At 62.0% G+C, this 19,128-nt stretch carries 21 protein-coding genes; 12 read left to right on the top strand and 9 right to left on the bottom strand.

What is annotated here, in order from left to right:
* The first annotated feature begins 42 nt into the window (after positions 1–42).
* The gene (fnr, locus tag HX866_RS23535; RefSeq protein WP_177095006.1) at positions 43–777 is read left to right on the top strand and encodes a fumarate/nitrate reduction transcriptional regulator Fnr; all 735 of its coding nucleotides are present in this window, start codon (positions 43–45) and stop codon (positions 775–777) included.
* Between the two features lie 145 nt (positions 778–922).
* On the opposite strand, the gene HX866_RS23530 is transcribed toward fnr, so the two are convergent.
* Together HX866_RS23530 and moaB are read right to left on the bottom strand one after the other, a co-directional pair.
* Positions 923–2,110 carry a molybdopterin molybdotransferase MoeA gene (locus HX866_RS23530; protein WP_177140546.1) on the bottom strand — a complete coding sequence of 396 codons (1,188 nt, stop codon included), beginning with the start codon at positions 2,108–2,110 and terminating at the stop codon, positions 923–925.
* Positions 2,111–2,132: 22 nt separating this feature from the next.
* A complete protein-coding gene (moaB, locus tag HX866_RS23525; RefSeq protein ID WP_177125742.1) occupies positions 2,133–2,672 on the bottom strand; it encodes a molybdenum cofactor biosynthesis protein B in 540 nt (179 codons plus the stop codon).
* A gap of 80 nt (positions 2,673–2,752) precedes the next feature.
* Here moaB and mobA point away from each other — a divergent pair, with 80 nt between their 5' ends.
* The 3 genes from mobA to HX866_RS23510 all read left to right on the top strand — a co-directional run bounded on the left by mobA (position 2,753) and on the right by HX866_RS23510 (position 4,283).
* Entirely contained in the window at positions 2,753–3,352 is a 600-nt protein-coding gene (mobA, locus tag HX866_RS23520) for a molybdenum cofactor guanylyltransferase MobA (RefSeq protein WP_177140484.1), read from the top strand.
* A gap of 111 nt (positions 3,353–3,463) precedes the next feature.
* Entirely contained in the window at positions 3,464–3,685 is a 222-nt protein-coding gene (locus tag HX866_RS23515) for a YgdI/YgdR family lipoprotein (RefSeq protein ID WP_103499324.1), read from the top strand.
* Between the two features lie 148 nt (positions 3,686–3,833).
* Positions 3,834–4,283: a type II 3-dehydroquinate dehydratase gene (locus HX866_RS23510; RefSeq protein WP_177095000.1), complete on the top strand. Its 450-nt coding sequence runs from the start codon at positions 3,834–3,836 to the stop codon at positions 4,281–4,283.
* Positions 4,284–4,295: 12 nt separating this feature from the next.
* On the opposite strand, the gene HX866_RS23505 is transcribed toward HX866_RS23510, so the two are convergent.
* The 7 genes from HX866_RS23505 to HX866_RS23475 form a co-directional block, all read right to left on the bottom strand.
* Positions 4,296–5,186, bottom strand: coding sequence for a pseudouridine synthase (locus HX866_RS23505; protein ID WP_177140483.1), 891 nt, complete (start codon positions 5,184–5,186; stop codon positions 4,296–4,298).
* Between the two features lie 98 nt (positions 5,187–5,284).
* Positions 5,285–5,617: a transcriptional regulator gene (locus HX866_RS23500; protein ID WP_177094997.1), complete on the bottom strand. Its 333-nt coding sequence runs from the start codon at positions 5,615–5,617 to the stop codon at positions 5,285–5,287.
* A gap of 150 nt (positions 5,618–5,767) precedes the next feature.
* Positions 5,768–5,968: a hypothetical protein gene (locus tag HX866_RS23495; protein ID WP_177094995.1), complete on the bottom strand. Its 201-nt coding sequence runs from the start codon at positions 5,966–5,968 to the stop codon at positions 5,768–5,770.
* 159 nt (positions 5,969–6,127) lie between these two features.
* The gene (locus tag HX866_RS23490) at positions 6,128–6,364 is read right to left on the bottom strand and encodes a glutaredoxin family protein (RefSeq protein WP_177105574.1); all 237 of its coding nucleotides are present in this window, start codon (positions 6,362–6,364) and stop codon (positions 6,128–6,130) included.
* A 61-nt stretch (positions 6,365–6,425) separates the two neighbouring features.
* Positions 6,426–7,397 carry an acyltransferase family protein gene (locus tag HX866_RS23485; protein ID WP_177105575.1) on the bottom strand — a complete coding sequence of 324 codons (972 nt, stop codon included), beginning with the start codon at positions 7,395–7,397 and terminating at the stop codon, positions 6,426–6,428.
* 6 nt (positions 7,398–7,403) lie between these two features.
* Positions 7,404–8,510, bottom strand: a complete 1,107-nt coding sequence (locus HX866_RS23480; protein ID WP_177125744.1) for an acyltransferase family protein — start codon at positions 8,508–8,510, stop codon at positions 7,404–7,406.
* Positions 8,511–8,583: 73 nt separating this feature from the next.
* Entirely contained in the window at positions 8,584–9,792 is a 1,209-nt protein-coding gene (locus tag HX866_RS23475; RefSeq protein WP_177094986.1) for an ammonium transporter, read from the bottom strand.
* Between the two features lie 357 nt (positions 9,793–10,149).
* Here HX866_RS23475 and HX866_RS23470 point away from each other — a divergent pair, with 357 nt between their 5' ends.
* From HX866_RS23470 to HX866_RS23435, 8 genes are all read left to right on the top strand, one after another.
* Positions 10,150–10,464, top strand: a complete 315-nt coding sequence (locus HX866_RS23470; RefSeq protein WP_177094984.1) for a DUF883 family protein — start codon at positions 10,150–10,152, stop codon at positions 10,462–10,464.
* Position 10,465: 1 nt separating this feature from the next.
* Entirely contained in the window at positions 10,466–10,843 is a 378-nt protein-coding gene (locus HX866_RS23465) for a phage holin family protein (protein ID WP_177094982.1), read from the top strand.
* Positions 10,840–11,181, top strand: coding sequence for a hypothetical protein (locus HX866_RS23460; RefSeq protein WP_177094980.1), 342 nt, complete (start codon positions 10,840–10,842; stop codon positions 11,179–11,181). The genes HX866_RS23465 and HX866_RS23460 overlap by 4 nt, the downstream gene beginning before the upstream one ends.
* Before the next feature lie 123 nt (positions 11,182–11,304).
* Positions 11,305–12,468 carry an EAL domain-containing protein gene (locus HX866_RS23455; RefSeq protein WP_177094978.1) on the top strand — a complete coding sequence of 388 codons (1,164 nt, stop codon included), beginning with the start codon at positions 11,305–11,307 and terminating at the stop codon, positions 12,466–12,468.
* 80 nt (positions 12,469–12,548) lie between these two features.
* The gene (locus tag HX866_RS23450; protein ID WP_177094975.1) at positions 12,549–13,880 is read left to right on the top strand and encodes a deoxyguanosinetriphosphate triphosphohydrolase; all 1,332 of its coding nucleotides are present in this window, start codon (positions 12,549–12,551) and stop codon (positions 13,878–13,880) included.
* A 241-nt stretch (positions 13,881–14,121) separates the two neighbouring features.
* On the top strand, positions 14,122–14,544 hold the full coding sequence (locus HX866_RS23445) for a response regulator (RefSeq protein ID WP_177094973.1): 423 nt from the start codon (positions 14,122–14,124) through the stop codon (positions 14,542–14,544).
* 291 nt (positions 14,545–14,835) lie between these two features.
* A complete protein-coding gene (locus HX866_RS23440; protein ID WP_040064687.1) occupies positions 14,836–15,465 on the top strand; it encodes a response regulator transcription factor in 630 nt (209 codons plus the stop codon).
* Positions 15,466–15,473: 8 nt separating this feature from the next.
* Positions 15,474–19,121, top strand: a complete 3,648-nt coding sequence (locus HX866_RS23435) for a transporter substrate-binding domain-containing protein (RefSeq protein WP_177140482.1) — start codon at positions 15,474–15,476, stop codon at positions 19,119–19,121.
* Positions 19,122–19,128: the final 7 nt, after the last annotated feature.

Below are 19,128 nucleotides of genomic sequence, written 5' to 3'. Positions count from 1 at the left end.
ACCCTTACGTCTTATGTGTGTTTTCCCACAAGGATTTAAGAAATGTCCGAGCCCGTGAAATTGCGCACCCACAGTCAGGCCCATTGCAAGGATTGCAGCCTGGCCCCTCTCTGCCTGCCACTTTCGCTGAATCTGGAGGACATGGATGCGCTGGACGAAATCGTCAAGCGCGGCCGACCACTGAAGAAAGGCGAGTTCCTGTTTCGTCAGGGCGATACGTTCGGGTCGGTCTATGCGGTGCGCTCCGGTGCACTGAAGACCTTCAGCCTGAGTGATGGCGGCGAAGAACAGATCACTGGTTTTCATTTGCCGAGCGAGCTGGTCGGCCTGTCGGGGATGGACACCGAAACCTACCCGGTCTCGGCCCAGGCGCTGGAAACCACCTCGGTCTGCGAGATTCCCTTCGAGCGCCTGGACGAACTGGCCCTGCAACTGCCGCAGCTGCGCCGCCAGTTGATGCGGGTGATGAGCAGGGAAATTCGTGATGACCAGCAAATGATGTTGTTGCTGTCGAAAAAGACCGCGGATGAGCGCATCGCGACGTTCCTGGTCAACCTGTCGGCGCGTTTCCGCGCCCGGGGCTTCTCGGCCAACCAGTTCCGCCTGAGCATGTCGCGCAACGAGATCGGCAACTACCTGGGGCTGGCGGTGGAAACCGTCTCGCGGGTCTTTACCCGCTTTCAGACCAATGAGTTGATTGCCGCCGAAGGCAAGGAAATCCATATCCTCGACCCGATCCAGCTGTGCGCGCTGGCGGGTGGGTCGCTGGAAGGCTGATTCGACTGGACTCAACACGATCCCTGTAGGAGCCGGCTTGCTGACGATGCAATCTGACAGCCGACATCGTTGTCGCCTGGAGAATCGCTATCGCCAGCAAGCCGGCTCCTACAAGTACGGCGTTTCAGCGTGAAATATCGTCGGCCTAGCCCAGCACTTCGCTCAGCGGAATAAAGTTCACCCAATCGCCTTCCACCAGGGTGCTCTCTTCCAGCACCTCGACCAGCCCCTCGGCCCAGGCCGCGCTGCGCAGCACGCCGGAGCTCTGGTTGCGGTAGATGATCGCCCGGCCGTTTTCCAGGCGGCCACGCAGGTATTCGCGGCGATTGCCCGGCTTGGGCCAGACAAACCCGGCCGGCACCTTGAACTGCAACGGCTGCACCTCCTGCACGCCCTGACGGCGCAACAGATAAGGCCGGGCCAACAGCGCGAAGGTCACCAGGGTCGAAGCCGGATTGCCCGGCAAGCCGATCACCGGCACGCCACGGAAATGCCCGAAGGTCAGGGGCTTGCCCGGTTTGATCGCCAGCTTCCACAGCTCCAGCTCGCCCGCCTCACGCAAGGCGATCCCGAGAAAGTCCGCTTCGCCCACCGAGACCCCGCCCGTGGACAGGATCAGGTCGACATCGCCCAACTGTGTCAGGCGCTGGCGGGTCGCCTCCAGATCATCCGGCAGGATCCCGGCATCCACTACCTCGCAACCCTGGCGCGTCAACCAGCTGCACAGCAACACACGGTTGCTGTTGTAGATCTGTCCCGGCCCCAGCGGCTGGCCCGGTTCGACCAGCTCGTCGCCGGTGGACAGCACGGCCACCCGCACCCGCCGCACCACGTTCAGTTCGGCACAGCCGAGGGACGCCGCCAGCCCCTGTTCAATCGGCCCCAATCGGGTCCCGGCGGCCAACACCACCTCACCCACGGTGGTTTCCTGGCCCTGGGGGCGGATATTCTGCTCAACCACCAGCGTTTCGATAAAGCGCACCCGCCCATCGGCGAGCACCTCGGCGTTTTCCTGCATTTCGACGCAATCGGCCCCCGCCGGCACCGGGGCGCCGGTAAAGATCCGCGCGCAGGTTCCCGCCTGCAAAGGCTCGGGAGCCTGCCCGGCAAAGATCCGCTGGCTGACCGGCAGCGGTTCGCCGTGCCAATCGGCCAGGCGCAAGGCATAACCGTCCATGGCGCTGTTGGGCCAGGGCGGCAGGTCAAGACTGGAAACCAGGTCCTCGGCCAACACCCGGCCATCGACCTGTGCCAATGGCACGCGCTGCGCCTCGCGGATCGGCGCCGCCTCGGCCAGCGCCAATAGCCGGGCCAGGGCGACTTCCACCGGCATCAACGCACCGAGCTTGCCCGGCTTACCCGCGGGATTCACAAGGTTCTGCCTGTTTCAGATGAGGGACGAAGTTGCACGGGCGATGGCGCGAGTCCAACTGCTCGGCCAGGATCCCGTCCCAGCCGGTGCGCACCGCGTTGGTCGAACCCGGCAGGCAGCAGACCAGGGTGCCGTTGGCCAGGCCGGCCAGCGCCCGGGACTGCACGGTGGAAGTGCCGATATCCGCGACGGAGATCTGCCGGAACAGTTCGCCAAAACCGTCGACCTGTTTGTCCAGCAGGCAGGTCACGGCTTCCGGGGTGCTGTCACGGCCGGTAAAACCGGTGCCGCCAGTGATCAGCACGACCTGAACCACGTCTTCGGCGATCCAGCTGGCGACCTGCGCGCGAATCCGGTACAGGTCGTCCTTGAGCAAGACCCGCTCGGCGAGACGGTGCCCGGCGGCGGTCAGGCGGTCGACGAAGACCTGCCCCGAGGTGTCGTTATCAAAGGTACGGGTGTCACTGACAGTCAAGACCGCGATGTTCAGCGGTACGAAAGGTGTATCAGCCTTGGCTTTCATAGGCTCGGTCCAGTTGTAAGGAAGAACAGCCCGGTGTTATATCACAGCGTCCGTTTTTATCGCTGCTGCCGAGACTGCCCATGCCCGTGAACGACCTTTCCATTCTGCTCCTGGCCGGCGGTCGTGGCCAACGCATGGGCGGCCAGGACAAAGGCTTGCTGGAATGGCGCGGACAGCCGCTGATCGCCCATCTGCACGCCGTGGCGCGAGCGTTCACCGATGACCTGATCATTTCCTGCAACCGCAACCCGGAGCGCTACGCGGCCTATGCCGACCGGCTGGTGAGCGACGACGACAACGACTTTCCCGGTCCCCTGGCCGGCATTCGCGCAGGCCTCGCGGTGGCACGCCACGGGCATCTGCTGGTGCTGCCCTGCGATGTGCCGCAGATCGACGCCGCGCTGCTCACGGCCATGCTCGACGCCGTTCAGCGTGATCCGACCCGACCGCTGATGCTGCGCCAAGGCGAACACTGGGAACCGCTGTTATGCGTGATCCCCACGGCCCACGCCGGGGTCTTCGAAAAGGCCTGGGCCCTGGGCGAACGCAGCCCGCGACAGGTCATGCTGCAACTGCAGGCCCAGGCCCTGGAGTGCCCGATCGGGGATCCGAGGCTGGCCAATCTGAACACCCCGGAGCTGCTGAAGCCCTCGATTCACGCCTCTGATGAGGCCTCGTAAGGAACTTGCTGAGCCTATGTCCGTCAGAAACTATCAAGCAGCGTTGTAATACATCAGCTCTGACATCAATCGACGCTATCCTCAAAAAACACCCTTTTCCGGAGAAGTACCATGACGCAACGGACTCTTGCCGCACTCCTGCTGACAACCGCCCTGGCTGGCCTCGCCGGCTGCTCGTCGCCGACGGTGATCACCCTGAATGACGGACGTGAAATCCAGGCGGTGGACACCCCGAAATACGACGAAGACTCAGGGTTCTACGAATTCAAGCAACTGGACGGTAAAAAAACCCGCATCAACAAGGACCAGGTGCGTACCGTCAAAGAGCTGTAAGCCCTTCGATGCTTGCAGCACAGAGCCCGCCTTGCGCGGGCTCTGTCGTTTCTGCCCAACAGCGACAGCCAGCAGGCACAACCCTCGGGTACGGCCTATCCTGTAAGAATCCCTCATCCGGGCTCATTCCACTTCCGGTAGCTGAATCATGAAAGTCCTCATGCTGCACGGCCTCAATCACCACCTGTTCGGCAAGTGTGAGCCGATCCGCCATGCAGGCATCACCCTGGAACAGATCGACGCGCGCCTGCGCACGCTGGCCAGGGAGCTGGACGTGGATGTCACCAGTTTCCAGACCAACAGCGAGGGGGCCATGTGCATCCGTATCCGCCAGGGCGCCCGTGAACAGGTGGACGCGGTGCTGATCAATGCCGGCGCCTGGGCCCAGAGCAGCTACGATATTCGCGACGCCCTGTCACACTTGTCAGTGCCGGTGATCGAGTTGTACATGGCCAATATCCATCGCAACGAACCCTTGCACCAACCGTCGGTGCTGGCCGAAGTGGCCCGGGGACAGATCTGTGGTTTCGGCGTCGACAGCTACCTGCTCGGCCTGCGGGCGGCGGTGAGCGCAGCCCAGGCCCAGACCTGCCATTGACGGCCGCAGGTGTCACCAGCGCAGGACGATTTCGCTCTCGAAGTGGCGCTCCTGACCACTGATCGGGTCGCGAAAGCGCAAACCCTGGGCCAACAGCTTGAGGGGGTTGGCATAGTCATCCACGGCGTCCTTGAGCACCTGTGGATAAAACGGATCATTGCAGATGCCCGCGCCGAGTGCCGCCATGTGCACCCGCAACTGGTGCTTCTTGCCCGTCACCGGATACAGCCCGTAGCGCCACAGCTCGCCGTTCTTCTCCACAACCTCGACCGCGGTTTCGGTATTGCTGGTGCCGGACCCTTCGCGCATGCGAAAAAACGGCTCGCCCTCCACCAGCCGGCTTTTATGCACCAACGGAAACGACAGGTTCGGCAAGGCCCGGGCAATCGCCTCGTAGCGTTTTTCAATCTGCCGTGTCGGAAACAGCGTCTGATAGGCCGAACGACTGGCGGGATTGGCCGAGAACAGTACCAGGCCCGCAGTGTGCCGGTCGATGCGGTGCAGCGGCACCAGATTCGGGTTGTCCAGACGGTGGATCAGGCGCCGCAACAAGGTTTGCTCGACATACTCGCCGGCCGGCGTCACCGGCAGGAAATGCGGCTTGTCGGCCACCACCAGATGCTCATCGGCGTAGAGGATCGTCTCGATCACCGGAATCGGTGTCTCGTTCGGCACCTCGCGAAAGTAGTGAATCCGCAGGCCCTCGCGATAAGGCAACTGCGCGCTGATGGCCACGCCCCCGGCGTCCAGGACCCGGCCACGGGCAATGCGGTCGAGCCATTGCTCGCGGCTGATCGCCTGGAAGTGTTCACACAGACAATCCAGCACCGTGGCCCACGAACCGGGTGGCAGGTACAAGGTACTGGCCTGGTGCTCGGCGGCATTGAAGGGCAAGGCGGACATGGCAGGACTCGAACGGCTGGGCAAGCCGGCATTATCCCGCAAGACCCCGGCAGAACCTAGGGCAACGCAATCCGCACGCCAGCCTCCCTGCCAGAGCCTCAGCCCGAGGCGATCTTGCCTCCCAGCAACTTTGCACCGGCCGCCTCGGTGTAGTCCTTCAGCCAGCGCAACACATCCACCGCCTCCCAGCGTCCTGGATCGTAGAGCGCGTACATCAGGCCCTGGTAACCCACCACATCCAGTTGCCGGTGATAACCCGCGCGCTGGAACAGCGCTTCGATTTCTGCGAAACAGGTATTGAAATGCAACTTGTTGAAGGGTGTCTTGCCTTCCGTTACCAGCCCGTCCAGGCGCAATTCGAGTACCGCTTCACGCACCACATCAGCGGACATGCGGTTCACGCTGGATTTCAATTGTTCGACATTGAGCATGCTTTAACCCTCTTTATCTCTCTGGATTCCGTTCCCGGGTGCGCACGCCAGGGTGGGCATCCTGTCCCAACACCGGAACGAAAACTGTATAAACATACAGTAACTTATTTTTTGATGACCCGCCAATCGATTGCCGCCGACCGGCAGCCTTCATGATTCCCTGGGATGGACTTTGCCATAGACGTTGCCGCCGATGAACGAGCCCACCGTGCCGAGGATCACCATGGCGTAGGTCGCACCATCGATCTTTCCATACCAGGTCAACATCGCGGTGCTTACGCCAACCACCACAGTGGCGAGGAACTTGCGCCCGCCCAATTGGTTGACCAGCAGAATCGACCTCCCTTTCATTTCATTTCCTCCCTTGCGGCACTGGAACGTGCTGCCTCAAACGTCATGCAGCGACGTAAGCACAGTCGTTTTTCAAGCGCAACCGCGGGTAATTTGATGAAACAGAAGGCTCGCAGAGACCGTCACAACAACGGCTCCAGGACAGGCGCGGCAGAAGGCTCAGCCCAGAAAGGTCACCACCTGTTCGACCTCGAACGGCCAACCCAACTCGGCCCCGGTGTCGACGCGGCGCAGGACCGGGATACGCAGGCCATAGGTGTCGAACAGGGCTTCGCTGTCGGCGATATCCACCAGCTCCACCATCAGGCCGTGTTCGACCAGCGGCATCAGGATGGCTTCGGCGAGTTCACAGAGATGGCAACCCAGGGTGCCGAACAACTGACATTCAGGAGGCATGACAACGGGTCCGGACAGCACAAAGCCTTATTCTAGCACCCGTGGGCTGACGGGCCGGACCTCAGAGAATGAACCTCAGCCGTCGGCTCGCCAGGATCAACAACGGCGCTGTCACGAACGCCAGCACCAGCACCATCGCGGTCATCAGGTTGCCGTAGTCCACTCCCGCCCACATCACCCCGTAGAGGTACAACGGGTGCACGTAGTACACCGCCGAGGACAGCTTGGCATTGAAGGTACTGCCAGAGGCCCGGAAAAACACGAAGGGCAGCAGGAACAGCGCCGCAGTGATCAGCGGTAGCGACAACAGGAAATCGAAGTTCTGCCGGGCATCGGCCTGCAGGGAGAAATTCATCCTGGCCTCGGCCAACACCAGCACCAGGCCCACCACCAGTGCCGTGCAGACACCGCGCCGGGTAACCTTCTCCGGCACGCCATGGCGGGCAAACAGGAAGCCCACGGCCATGAACGGAAAGCCCATGAAGAGGAAGTTCCTGGCGGTGTAGTCGTTCTGGTTGAAGTGCTGGAGAAAGGCGTCGGGCAACTCGACGTAGACCCGGGTGTATTGCAGGAACAGGCCGATCAGGAAGGCGCCCAGGGCCAGCAGCGACAGCAGGCGGGTACCGCAGTTGCGCAGCAGGTAAAGCAGCAGGCCAGCGCCCAGCATGCCCACCAGGTACCAGAGGTGGAAATAGCCGATCACGAACTGCTTCAGCACGCCCAATACCCCACTGACACTGGCCAGGGTCTCGAGATCGACATAGGTCGGGCTGTAGATCAGCATCCAGAACAGGTACAGCAACAGCCCGCGCTTGAACCAGGTGGCAAAGGAATGCCCGGAGGCAAGGGTCTTCCAGAGGTAGTAGCCGTTGATCACAAAAAACGTCGGGACCGCCACCCGGAACAGGCCATTGCACAGCACATAACCCAGTTCGGTGTAGTTGCCGCCCAGGAAATGGCCATGCAGCAGCACAACAAACACCGCCAGCAGGACCTTCAACGCGTCCAGGTTACCGTTCAGGACTTTAGCCATGGACACTCACTTACCATCCTGCACCGGGTCCACGAGCTTGCGCGAAGAGGCACTGCGAAACCGTCGATTGCAATAGCTCGTCGCACGGTCCAATACCGGTTTCTCGAAGAAGCTGTAGCCAACCCAGCCGTAGCCCCAGACCGCGATCATCATCAGCGCCAGAAATACCAGATTGTCTTCGAAATGGGTCGGCCAGTTGCCAATGATCTGCCAGGCGCGCCCGATCACGCCGAGCACCAGCAGGTGCGAGAGATAGATGGTGTAAGACATATCACCGGTGAAAACCAGAAAGCGCGGACACTGGATCAACCGGCGCCGTTCCAGCAACGCCAGGGACAGGGTCAGGGCACCGAACACCAGGCCCACCAGGAGCATTCTCGGCAGGCCCTCGGTCGAGAACAACTCGAAATGGTTGATCAAGGCGAAACCCGGCACCACCGCCGCCACCAGCATCAGCCAGAGCAAGGCCGTCGGCACCTTGGCGCTATGACGGCTGTAGAAGAACAGGGCCACCCCACTGCCGATGATGAACTCCAGCGCATAGGGGTGCAGCACGATCTTGAGGACCGAGGAATAGTCGCGCCAGGAGTCCAGCAGATTGAATGTCACCAGCAGCGCCGCCCAGGCCAGCATCAGCAGCGCCAGCCAGCGCTCGCGAAAGCCGAGCAGAAAGCTGAACACCAGGTAGAACCACAACTCGAACACCAGCGACCAGGCGACCATCACCAGCAGCACCCGCTCATTGGGCAACAGCAGGAACGACAGCCACAGGTTGGAACCGCCATGGGAGCTGTTGACCAGCGTCGGCTGGACCAGATAGACCACCAGGGTGATAAAGAAGTACAGCCAGTAGTTGGGGTAGATCCGCGAGACCCGGTTGAACAGGAAGCGCTGGGCCTGGGCCAGGTCCTGGAAGCGGCCACGGGTGACAATCACCATGACGAAGCCGCTGATGACAAAAAACAGGTCCACGCCCAACTGGAAAAAGTCCACCCACGCCGGCAGCAAGGTATCGCCACCGGAGTACTTGTGTTCGACCGCTGCCATGTGGAACAGCACCACGCCCAGAACTGCCAAGCCTCTCAGCCCTTGCAGCGAATACAGACGCTCCATAGATCTCTCCGTTCGACCGGGATCTGGCCGCACGCCCCCCAACCTGGGGTTGAGCATAGCGAAATGGACTGGATTAGTCCTGACTCACCGCACCGATCTTGTGAATTGACAGGTCGGCACCGTAGTACTCCTCTTCCTGGCTCAGCCGCAGGCCATGCACCGCCTTGATCAGGCCATACACCGCAAAACCACCGGCCAGGGCGATCACCACCCCCAGCGCGGTACCGATCAACTGGCTGACCAGGCTGACCCCACCCAGGCCACCCAATGCCTGCTGGCCGAAGATCCCGCAGGCAATTCCACCCCAGACGCCACACAGGCCGTGCAAGGGCCAGACACCCAGGACATCGTCGATCTTCCATTGGCTCTGGGCCGCGATAAAGCACCAGACGAACAAGCCGCCCGCTACCACGCCGGTCACCAGCGCGCCCACCGGGTGCATCAGATCGGAACCGGCACAGATCGCCACCAGCCCGGCCAGGGGACCGTTATGCAGGAAGCCCGGGTCATTGCGACCGATGATCAACGCCGCCACCGTGCCGCCGACCATCGCCATCAGCGAGTTGACCGCCACCAGCCCACTTACCCCTTGCAGGGTCTGGGCGCTCATCACGTTGAAGCCGAACCAGCCGACGATCAGGATCCACGAGCCCAGGGCCAGGAACGGAATGCTCGACGGCGCGAACGCCACCAACCGCCCTTCGCGATAACGGCCCTGGCGCGGCCCCAGCAACAGCACCGCCGCCAGCGCCAGCCAGCCGCCCATGGCGTGCACCACCACGGAGCCGGCGAAGTCATGGAAGCTGGCACCAAAGCGGGCCAGCAGCCAGGCTTGCAGACCAAAATTGCCGTTCCAGACCAAGCCTTCAAAAAACGGGTACACAAAGGCCACGATCAATGCGGTGGCGCACAACTGCGGGGCAAACCGCGCACGCTCGGCAATCCCGCCGGAAATGATCGCAGGGATCGCCGCGGCAAAGGTCAGCAGGAAAAAGAACTTCACCAGGCCATAACCCTGGTTGCCACTGATTTGTGCCGCCGGCTGCAAAAAGCTCACGCCGTAGGAAATCCAGTAACCTATGAAGAAGTAGGCCAGGGTCGAAATCGCGAAGTCGCTGAGGATTTTCGACAAGGCGTTGACCTGGTTCTTTTGCCGAACGGTACCGACCTCGAGAAAGGCGAAACCAGCGTGCATGGCCAGGACCATGACCGCACCGAGCAGAATGAACAGGGTGTTGGAACCATGGACCAGAGTGTCCACAGCGCTTTGCAAGTTTTCCATGGAGACGGCAGACCTGAAGTCAGGGAAAGGCACCAAAGCAGTTCGACCGCCGCGTATTTCGCACCAGATTGGCGCTCACCTGAACCGAGAGCGAACCGCTTTGGCGCAGGGTGAAACACGAGGCACGAGGAACCCTTGGGTTTTTTCCGCGTTTTTTGATTATTTGAGGTATGGTTTTCGCAGGCCAGGGCCCTAGGGCGCCCAAATACAGCGCACATGCCCGACACAACGCACCAGCACAAAGCAAAAGCTGTACCAGCCGATCGCAGTGAACCTTCAGCCAAGGCCCACACTCGAAACCTGCAGAGGCTTTTTACGGACGCTTTTTCATCAATGGCTTTTCACGGAGAACACCCCATGGCTCGCAAGACGGCACAGACGGCTCAAGAAATACTGATGGCGGATTTCCAGACCCTGGTCAGCGACACCGAGCGCCTGCTCGAACACACCGCCAACCTGGCCGGCGACCAGGCCGATGAGTTGCGCACGCAGATTCACGAAAGCCTGCTCAAGGCCCGCGAAACCCTGCAACTGACCGAAGCCTCGCTGCGTGATCGCGGCCAGGCCGCCGTTGAAGCGACCGAAGCCTACGTCCAGGCCAAACCCTGGCAGTCCATCGGGATTGCCGCCGGTATCGGCTTTATCGTTGGCCTGCTGGCGACGCGGCGCTGATATGGCTGGCGATGAATCGACCGGCAGTGGCGCCTCGACACGCCGCCTGGGCGCAGCCTTCCTCGGCCTGCTGCACAGCCATGTCGAATTGTTCGGCATCGAGCTCCAGGAGCAGAAAGCCCGCACCGTCAGCCTGCTGCTGTTCGCCGGGTTGACCCTGGTGTTCGGCCTGTTGCTGCTGGTGGGGCTGTCGGCGCTGGTGCTGATCCTGCTCTGGGACAGCGCGCGCCTGGCCGGGATCATCGGCCTCTGCGTCTTTTACAGCCTGGCCGCGCTGTTCTGTGCCCTGCGCCTGAAAGCGGCGATCTTCGATGAGTCGTCGCCCTTCCACGCCACCCTTGAAGAATTGGCCAACGACCGCGAGCGACTGCTGCCATGAGCCTGCCCGAACTGACGCACCTGCATACCCGACGCGATATGCGCAAGGCGCTGATCCGCCTGCGCATGGAAATGCATCGCCAGGAAATCCGCCATGAGTCCCGCGAGCTGCTGCAACCGTTGCAGCGCATGCGTGGCCTGGGCCAGAACTGGCAGGCCAACCTGGGCCTCAAGCACGCGCCCTTGTGGGGAATCGGTCTCGTCACGCTGCTGGGCTTTTTCGGCGGCAAGGGCGCCAAGGGTGGCGGCCTGGACAGCCTGTCACGCTGGGCGCGCCTGAGCGCCAGCCTGTTGCCCCTGATCCGGCTGGTCGTGCGCGGCAGCTCGTCGAAACGCTGATTGTGTGAATCTGGCTACATTCTTGCAATGGCCATGGGGTTGCGCGCAAATCTTCGGACTCGCGTTCAACCTCTGCCTTGCCCGCCGCAGCCAGACCCATCCGACCCAACCCTAGGAGGCTCCGTGATCGACGGGCAACCGCTCGCCTGCTTTCAGCCGTTTATCGATACCGCCACCGGCCGTATCGCCGGTGTCGAGGCCCTTGGCCGACTGCGCCAGGCCAACGGGCAACTGACTTCCGTGGGACCGCTGTTCGCCGATCCGCGAACGCCTTCCGCTGCCTTGCGACGCCTGGACCGACAGATCCGCGACAACGCCCTGAGCCGCCTGCATGAAGCGCCCCCGGACTGGTTCCTGAGCCTGAACATGTCGCCGCGCTGGATCAGCCGCCTGAGCGATGGCCAGGCGTTGCCGAGCCTCAAGCAGCTGGCGCAGCACGCAGTCGATCCACGGCGCATCGTCTTCGAGATCACTGAGCTGGGGGGCGACAGCCTGCGCCTGGCGGAAGTGGTCAAGCGCTATCGGGAAGCCGGTGCGCGCATCGCCATCGACGACTTTGGCGCCGGTTATTCACAACTGGATCGGGTGCTGGCCCTGCAACCGGACATTCTCAAGCTCGACATGCGCCTGTTCCAGGCCGCGGCCCGTGGCGGCCCCAGCAGCGAGGTGGTCAAGGCCCTGGCGCAAATGGCGGAAAAAACCGGCTGCTGGATCATCGCCGAAGGGGTGGAGACCGAGGCCGAGCTGAATTTCGCCCTGGAATGCGGCTCGCGCTACGTGCAGGGGTATCTGTTCGCCAAGGCCGAGCTGGACTTCTTTGCCACCGACGCCTTTGTCGAGCGCTTCGCCGAGCTGCGTGAGCGTTATGTGCAGCAAAAGCTGGCCGAACGCGCGCGCCTGATGAACCTGCGCCAGCAACTGGGCGGGTTGATGAACACCTTGCAGAGCTGGGCCCAGGCCCAGGCGCCACTCAGCCAATTGCCACGGCCAGACAACTACCCCTGGCTACTGCGCTTCTACCAGTGCGATCGCCACGGCACCCAACTCACGCCCAATCTTGAATGGCGCAACAACACCTGGCAGGCCGACGGCAGCTACCTGGGCCACAACTGGTCCTGGCGGCCGTATTTCTATCACCTGCTGGCCGAAGGCTGGGACGAACGCCGGCTGATCCTCTCGAGCACCTATCGCGATGCCACCAGCAACCAGTACTGCCTGACCGCCGGACAATTCTTCGACAACGGCCAGCGGCTGCTGCTGATCGACATCGATGCCGCCGGCTTATAAATTTGCTTGCATGGTTTTGCTTGCAGGCCGGCCCGCTAAACGAGAAGCTGGGGCATCAGTCACCGACGGAGAGCCCCGCCTTGGATTGGCACACCCTGCTTACCCGCGAACGCCTCGGGAAATCGCTGCACAGCCCTGAAGAACTGGGCCGCAGCCCCTTCCACAAAGACCACGACCGCATCATCTTCTCCGGTGCCTTCCGGCGCCTGGGGCGCAAGACCCAGGTCCACCCGGTGACCAGCAACGACCATATCCATACACGCCTGACCCACTCGCTGGAAGTCAGTTGCGTCGGTCGGTCCCTGGGCATGCGTGTCGGCGAAACCCTGCGCGACGCCCTGCCCGACTGGTGCGAACCCAGCGACCTGGGCATGGTCGTGCAATCGGCCTGCCTGGCCCATGACATCGGCAACCCGCCGTTCGGCCACTCCGGCGAAGACGCCATCCGCCACTGGTTCCAGCAGGCAGCGGGACGCGGCTGGCTGGACGGCATGAGTGAGGCCGAAGGCAATGACTTCCTCAATTTCGAAGGCAATGCCCAGGGCTTCCGGGTGCTCACCCAGCTCGAATATCACCAGTTCGAAGGCGGCACCCGCCTGACCTACGCCACCCTCGGCACCTACCTCAAATACCCGTGGACCGCTCGGCATGCCGACTCCCTGGGTTACAAGAAGCACAAGTTCGGCTGCTACCAGAGCGAACTGCCGATCCTCGAACAGATCGCCCACAAGCTCGGCCTGCCGCAGTTGGAGGAACAACGCTGGGCACGCCATCCGCTGGTCTACCTGATGGAGGCCGCCGACGATATCTGCTATGCCTTGATCGACCTGGAAGACGGCCTGGAAATGGACCTGCTCGAATATGCCGAAGTCGAGTCACTGCTGCTCGGCCTGGTGGGCGACGACCTGCCGGAAACCTATCGGCAACTCGGGCCGCAGGACTCCCGGCGACGCAAGCTGGCGATCTTGCGCGGCAAGGCCATCGAACACCTGACCAACGCCGCTGCCCGGGCCTTCGTCGAGCAACAGGATGCGCTGCTGGCCGGGACCCTGTCGGGGGACCTGGTGGAACACATGCACGGTCCGGCCAAACGCTGCGTACTCAACGCCAAGGACATCGCGCGCAAGAAAATCTTCCAGGACAAGCGCAAGACCCTCCATGAGATCGGCGCCTACACCACCCTGGAAATTCTCTTGAACGCCTTCTGTGGCGCAGCCCTGGAACAACACGGCGGACGCACGCCATCGTTCAAGCATCGACGCATCCTCGACCTGCTGGGCAACAGCGCGCCGCAGCCCGAGTGGCCACTGCACCGCTCGTTCCTGCGGGTGATCGACTTCATTGCCGGCATGACCGACAGCTATGCCACTGAAATGGCCCGGGAAATGACCGGTCGCTCGAGCCCCGTTTAGGATCTTGCCGCCCGCCCCTGATCAGGGCGGGCCATTTAGCGGGATAAAACCTACACCGGCGAGAGAATGAACTGATTGATCGTGGCTTCGGCCCACTGAAATAATTGCTTTCCTCTTATGTCTGCCTTCCACACCCAAGCTGACCGGCCATTCAACAAGCGCCCGATTCCAGGCATATTTTCCTACACAGCGCCTACCTATGTAGCCTTGTCCCGAGTCGACAGGTCGCCCGGAAAACACCATGCCCAAACACAACTTACGCGTGTTGCTGGTAGAGGATCACCCCTTTCAACTGGCCGCCACCCAGAGCCTGCTCAACAGCTACGGCTTCCATGCCCTGACACCGACACTCAACGCCCGGGAAGCCTTGAATGCGTTGAATTCGGCACACACGCCCTTCGACCTGATGTTGTGCGACCAGTGCCTGCCGGACGTACTGGGGCTGGACCTGATCGAAACCGCCTGCCGCAGCGGCATGATCAAGCAGGCGATCCTGCTCAGCAGTCTCAGCAGCGAAGAACTCGCGGCCCTCAGCGCCCTCGCGCTGGAGCGCCGACTGCCCTTGCTCGGCTGCCTGAGCAAACCGCTGAACGGCCTTGCCCTGCAACACGCATTGGGCCTGGAGCGTCACGCCCATGAAGCCGGCGGCCCGGCCGAGCCCTAGCCATCTACCGGGTGTTCCCCCAAGACTGTCATGGCAAAAACACGCTTATACACAAGTAGGACATATCCCAAAAGATTATAAGATTCCATAAAGCATTAACCATTCTGTATAACCACCCCACACAATACTCAACAGCTCTTCCCTCTTAAAACTTGCGTCATCCGTAAGTCGAAACCCTATTTAAAGTAGGAATATTCCTATACTACCTCTGTAGGGCCTTCCCTTCATGCGCCTGCTTGTCCAACTGAGCTAAGGTTCGCGCTTTCCAAGCAGCTCGTATGGGACCTTATTATGAACTCGGTTTTTATCGTCGACGACCACCCTGTTGTCCGTCTGGCCATCAGGATATTGTTGGAACAAGAGGATTGTTATGAAATAGTCGGGGAAACCGATAACGGTGTCGACGCGATGCAAATGGTCCGTGAATGTATGCCGGACCTGGTGATCCTCGATATCAGTATCCCCAAACTGGACGGCCTGGAGGTGCTGGCCCGCTTCAATGCCATGAACTCGCCCCTCAAGACCCTGGTGCTGACCGCCCAGACGCCCAACCTGTTCGCCATGCGTTGCATGCAGTCCGGAGCCTCGGGTTATGTCTGCAAGGCCGAAGACTTGAGCGAACTCCTGAGTGCGATCAAGGCGGTGCTGTCCGGCTATAATTACTTCCCGAGCCAGGCGTTGATCGGTGCACGAAAAGAAGGGCCGGAAAACCCGGAGATCGAACTATTCAAACTCGTCAATGATCGGGAACTGATGGTCCTGCAATTGTTTGCCCAGGGTCGGACCAATAAGGAAATCGCCAAGGGTATGTTTCTGAGTAACAAGACCGTCAGTACCTACAAGAAAAGACTCATGCAAAAACTGAAAGCCAAATCCTTGGTAGAGCTTATCGAGATGGCCAAACGCAACGCGGTAGTGTGAGAAAACCAATGCCCATGCGCATAAAGGACTATCTGATGGTGATCACAGGCTTGTGCCTGTGCCTGTCAGCGCTTGCAGAGACCCCCAGTGTCACCTACTTCTCACTCCTCAGCCGCTCAAGCACCAGCCACATGGAGGTCGCGCTGGACAAGGAACAGCGGCGCTGGGTCCAGGACAAGCGTGAGCTGGTGCTCGGCACCTCCGCCCCGGACTACCCGCCTTTCGACATGACCGTCAGCGGGCGTGACTATGAAGGCATCACCGCCGACTACGCCGGCATTCTCGGCAGGGCCCTGGGCTTGTCCATCAAGGTGCAGAGCTTCGCCACCCGGGAGGCCGCCATCGAAGCCCTCGAGCAGGGCCGGATCGACCTGCTCGGCAGCGCCAACGGCTTCGAGGCCGAGAACACGCACATCGCGCTCTCGACCCCCTACGCCATCGACCAGCCGGTGCTGGTCACCCGTGAAGACGAAACCCGCGCCCTCAACGATGGCCTCGCGGGGATGCGCCTGAGCATGGTTTACCACTACCTGCCACTGGACGAAATCAAGAGCCTTTACCCCAACGCCACGCTGCAGTTCTACCCTTCCTACCTGAACGCCCTCAACGCCGTGGCATTCGACCAGGCCGACGTCTTCCTCGGCGACACCATCTCGACCCACTACCTGATCAACAAGGGCTATTTGCGCAATGTGAAAATGGCCAATTTCGGCAAGCACGAGGCCTATGGCTTCAGCTTTGCCGTGCGCGGCGACAATGTCGCCCTGCTGGGCGCCGTCAACGCGACCCTCAAGGCGATCCCCACCAGCGAGCGCGAGAATATCGCCCACCGCTGGAGTGCCGGCAGCGACATCCTGCTGACCGACCACAAGCTGCAACTGACCGCACGCGAAGAACGCTGGCTCAAGGAGCACCCGGTGGTCCGCGTGGTGGTCAACGAAGCCCTGGCGCCCATCACCTTCTTTGACGCCGACAACAACTTTCGCGGTGTCACCGCCGACCTGCTGGAACTGATCCGCCTGCGCACTGGCCTGCATTTCGAAGTACAGCGCTCGCGCAGCCTGGACGACATGATCAATCGGGTGAAAAATCACCAGGCCGATATCATCGCCGCCGTCGCCCCGACCAATGAGCGCGAGGACGCCCTGCATTTCAGCCGGCCCTACATGGAAAACTCGTTCGTGCTGCTGACGGCCAAGGGCCGCGACAGCGCCAACAACCTCGATCAGATGCAAGGCCGGCGCCTGGCGGTTATCCGCGGCAACCCGTTGATCGACTACCTGCGCAGGGACTTCCCGCAAATCAAGCTGATTGAAACCGACGACAGCCTCAAGGCGGTCGAACTGCTCGCCCAGGGCCAGGCGGAAGGCGCGGTCAGCTCGCTGGTGATTGCCAACTACCTGATCGCCTCGCAGACGTTCGACGACAAGCTGCAGATCAGCGCGACCATCGGCACCCAACAGGCGATCTTCGCCCTCGCCACCGCCCGCGGCGCCACGGAGCTGAGCTCGATTCTCGACAAGGCGCTGCTGAGCATCGCCCCGGACGAACTGGGCATCATCAACAGTCGCTGGCGCGGCTACACCCCGTCGTCCGACAGCTACTGGCGCAACTACCACCGGCTGATCCTGCAGATCGTCATGGGCGCCGGCGCGCTGCTGCTGCTCTCCCTCGGCTGGAACGCCTACATGCGCCGGCAGATCCGCCAACGACAACTGGCCGAGCGGGCCCTGAGCGACCAGTTCGAGTTCATGCGCGCGCTGGTCAACGGCACCCCGCACCCGATCTATGTGCGTGACCGCGAAGGCCTGTTGCAGACCTGCAACGACAGCTACCTGCAAGCCTTCTCGACCAAGCTTGAGGACGTCATCGGCAAGCGGGTCATGGACGCCTACCAGGGCAACGCCTTCGAGGCCCGGGAATACCAGGCCGACTACCAGCGGGTGATGGACGAAGGCACGGCGCAGATCTGCGACCGCACCCTGCATATCGGTGACCGCAGGATGACCATCTATCACTGGATCCTGCCCTACCGTAATTCCCTGGGTGAGGTGCAAGGCATCATCGGCGGCTGGATCGACATCAGCGAACGCCGCGAACTCTTCGAAGAACTGCGCGCCGCCAAGGATCAGGCCGACAGCGCCAACCGCGCCAAAAGCACCTTCCTGGCAACCATGAGCCATGAAATCCGTACGCCGATGAATGCGGTGATCGGCATGCTCGAACTGACCCTCAAGCGCGCCGACCAGGGCCATCTGGATCGCCCGGCCATCGAAGTCGCCTACAACTCGGCCAAGGACCTGCTGGAACTGATCGGCGATATCCTCGATATCGCCCGCATCGAATCGGGCCGCCTGAGCCTGTCCCCCGAACGGGTCAACCTCAGCGAACTGGTGGAGTCGGTGGTCCGGGTCTTCGACGGCCTGGCACGGCAGAAGCAATTGGACCTGGTGGTGCAGTTGCCCGAGCGACAGGACGCCGGCGACATCCTGATCGACCCGTTGCGCTTCAAGCAGATCCTGTCCAACCTGATCAGCAACGCCATCAAGTTCACCGAGCAGGGCCAGGTCACCATCTCGCTGCTGATGCAGCCCGCCGCCGACGCGCAACGGACCCACATGACCCTCAGCGTCCAGGACAGCGGCATCGGCATCAGCGCCGCCGATCAGGCCCGGCTGTTCGAACCCTTTGTGCAGGCCGACAACTCCGGGCACCTGGCCCGTAGCGGCGCCGGCCTGGGCCTGGTGATCTGTCGCAGCCTGTGCGAAATGATGGGCGGCACCCTGAGCCTGTCCAGCCAACCCGGCGAAGGCACCCGCGTGCTGGTGACCCTCGAACTGGACAGCCTCGAAGCGGCTCAAGGCGTCGCCCAGCGCGCCCCGGAACTGGCTCCGACGCTACAGGTCCTGAATGTCCTGGTGGTGGACGACCACCCGGCCAATCGGCTGTTGATGTGCCAGCAACTGGGCTTTCTCGGCCACGCCTTCACCACCGCGCAGAACGGCGCAACCGGCTTGCAGGCCTGGAAAGACGGACACTTCGACCTGGTAATCGTCGACTGCAACATGCCGGTCCTGAACGGCTACGAAATGACCCGGCGCCTGCGCGAACATGAAGCCCGTCACGATCTCCCCGCCTGCGCGGTGTTCGGCTTCACCGCCAACGCCCAGCCCGAAGAACGCACCCGTTGCAAGGAAGCCGGCATGGACGACTGCCTGTTCAAACCCATCAGCCTGACCACCCTCAACCAGAAGCTCGCCGACGTCACCCCGCGTCCACGCCAGACCGCCTTCAACCTCGACGGCCTGCACGCCCTGACCGGCGGCGAGCCGCTGCTGATGCGCCGCCTGATCGACGAACTGCTGAGCAGTTGCCAGGCCGACCGCGCAGAACTGCTCGGACTGCCCGTCAACGGCGACCGGATCGCCCTGATCGACATGGCCCACAAGATCAAGGGCGCGGCGCGAATCGCCCAGGCAGGCGCGTTGGTGGAGCACTGCGAAACCCTGGAAAAACACTGCCAGGAGGAAGCTCCGACGGCGCAAATCGAAGCCGCCCGACAGGCGATCACCCATGCCTTGCTCGAACTCGAAATGGCCTTGCGCGAGCACACCGGCCCAGCACCTGAAAAAATGCCCGGCCAAGCCCCCACCTGACCGTGGA

The sequence above is a fragment of the Pseudomonas gingeri genome (assembly GCF_013386165.1).
GTDB lineage: Bacteria > Pseudomonadota > Gammaproteobacteria > Pseudomonadales > Pseudomonadaceae > Aquipseudomonas > Aquipseudomonas gingeri_C.
Note: the sequence above shows the minus strand (reverse complement) of the source record. Positions and strands in the feature narration are given on the sequence as shown.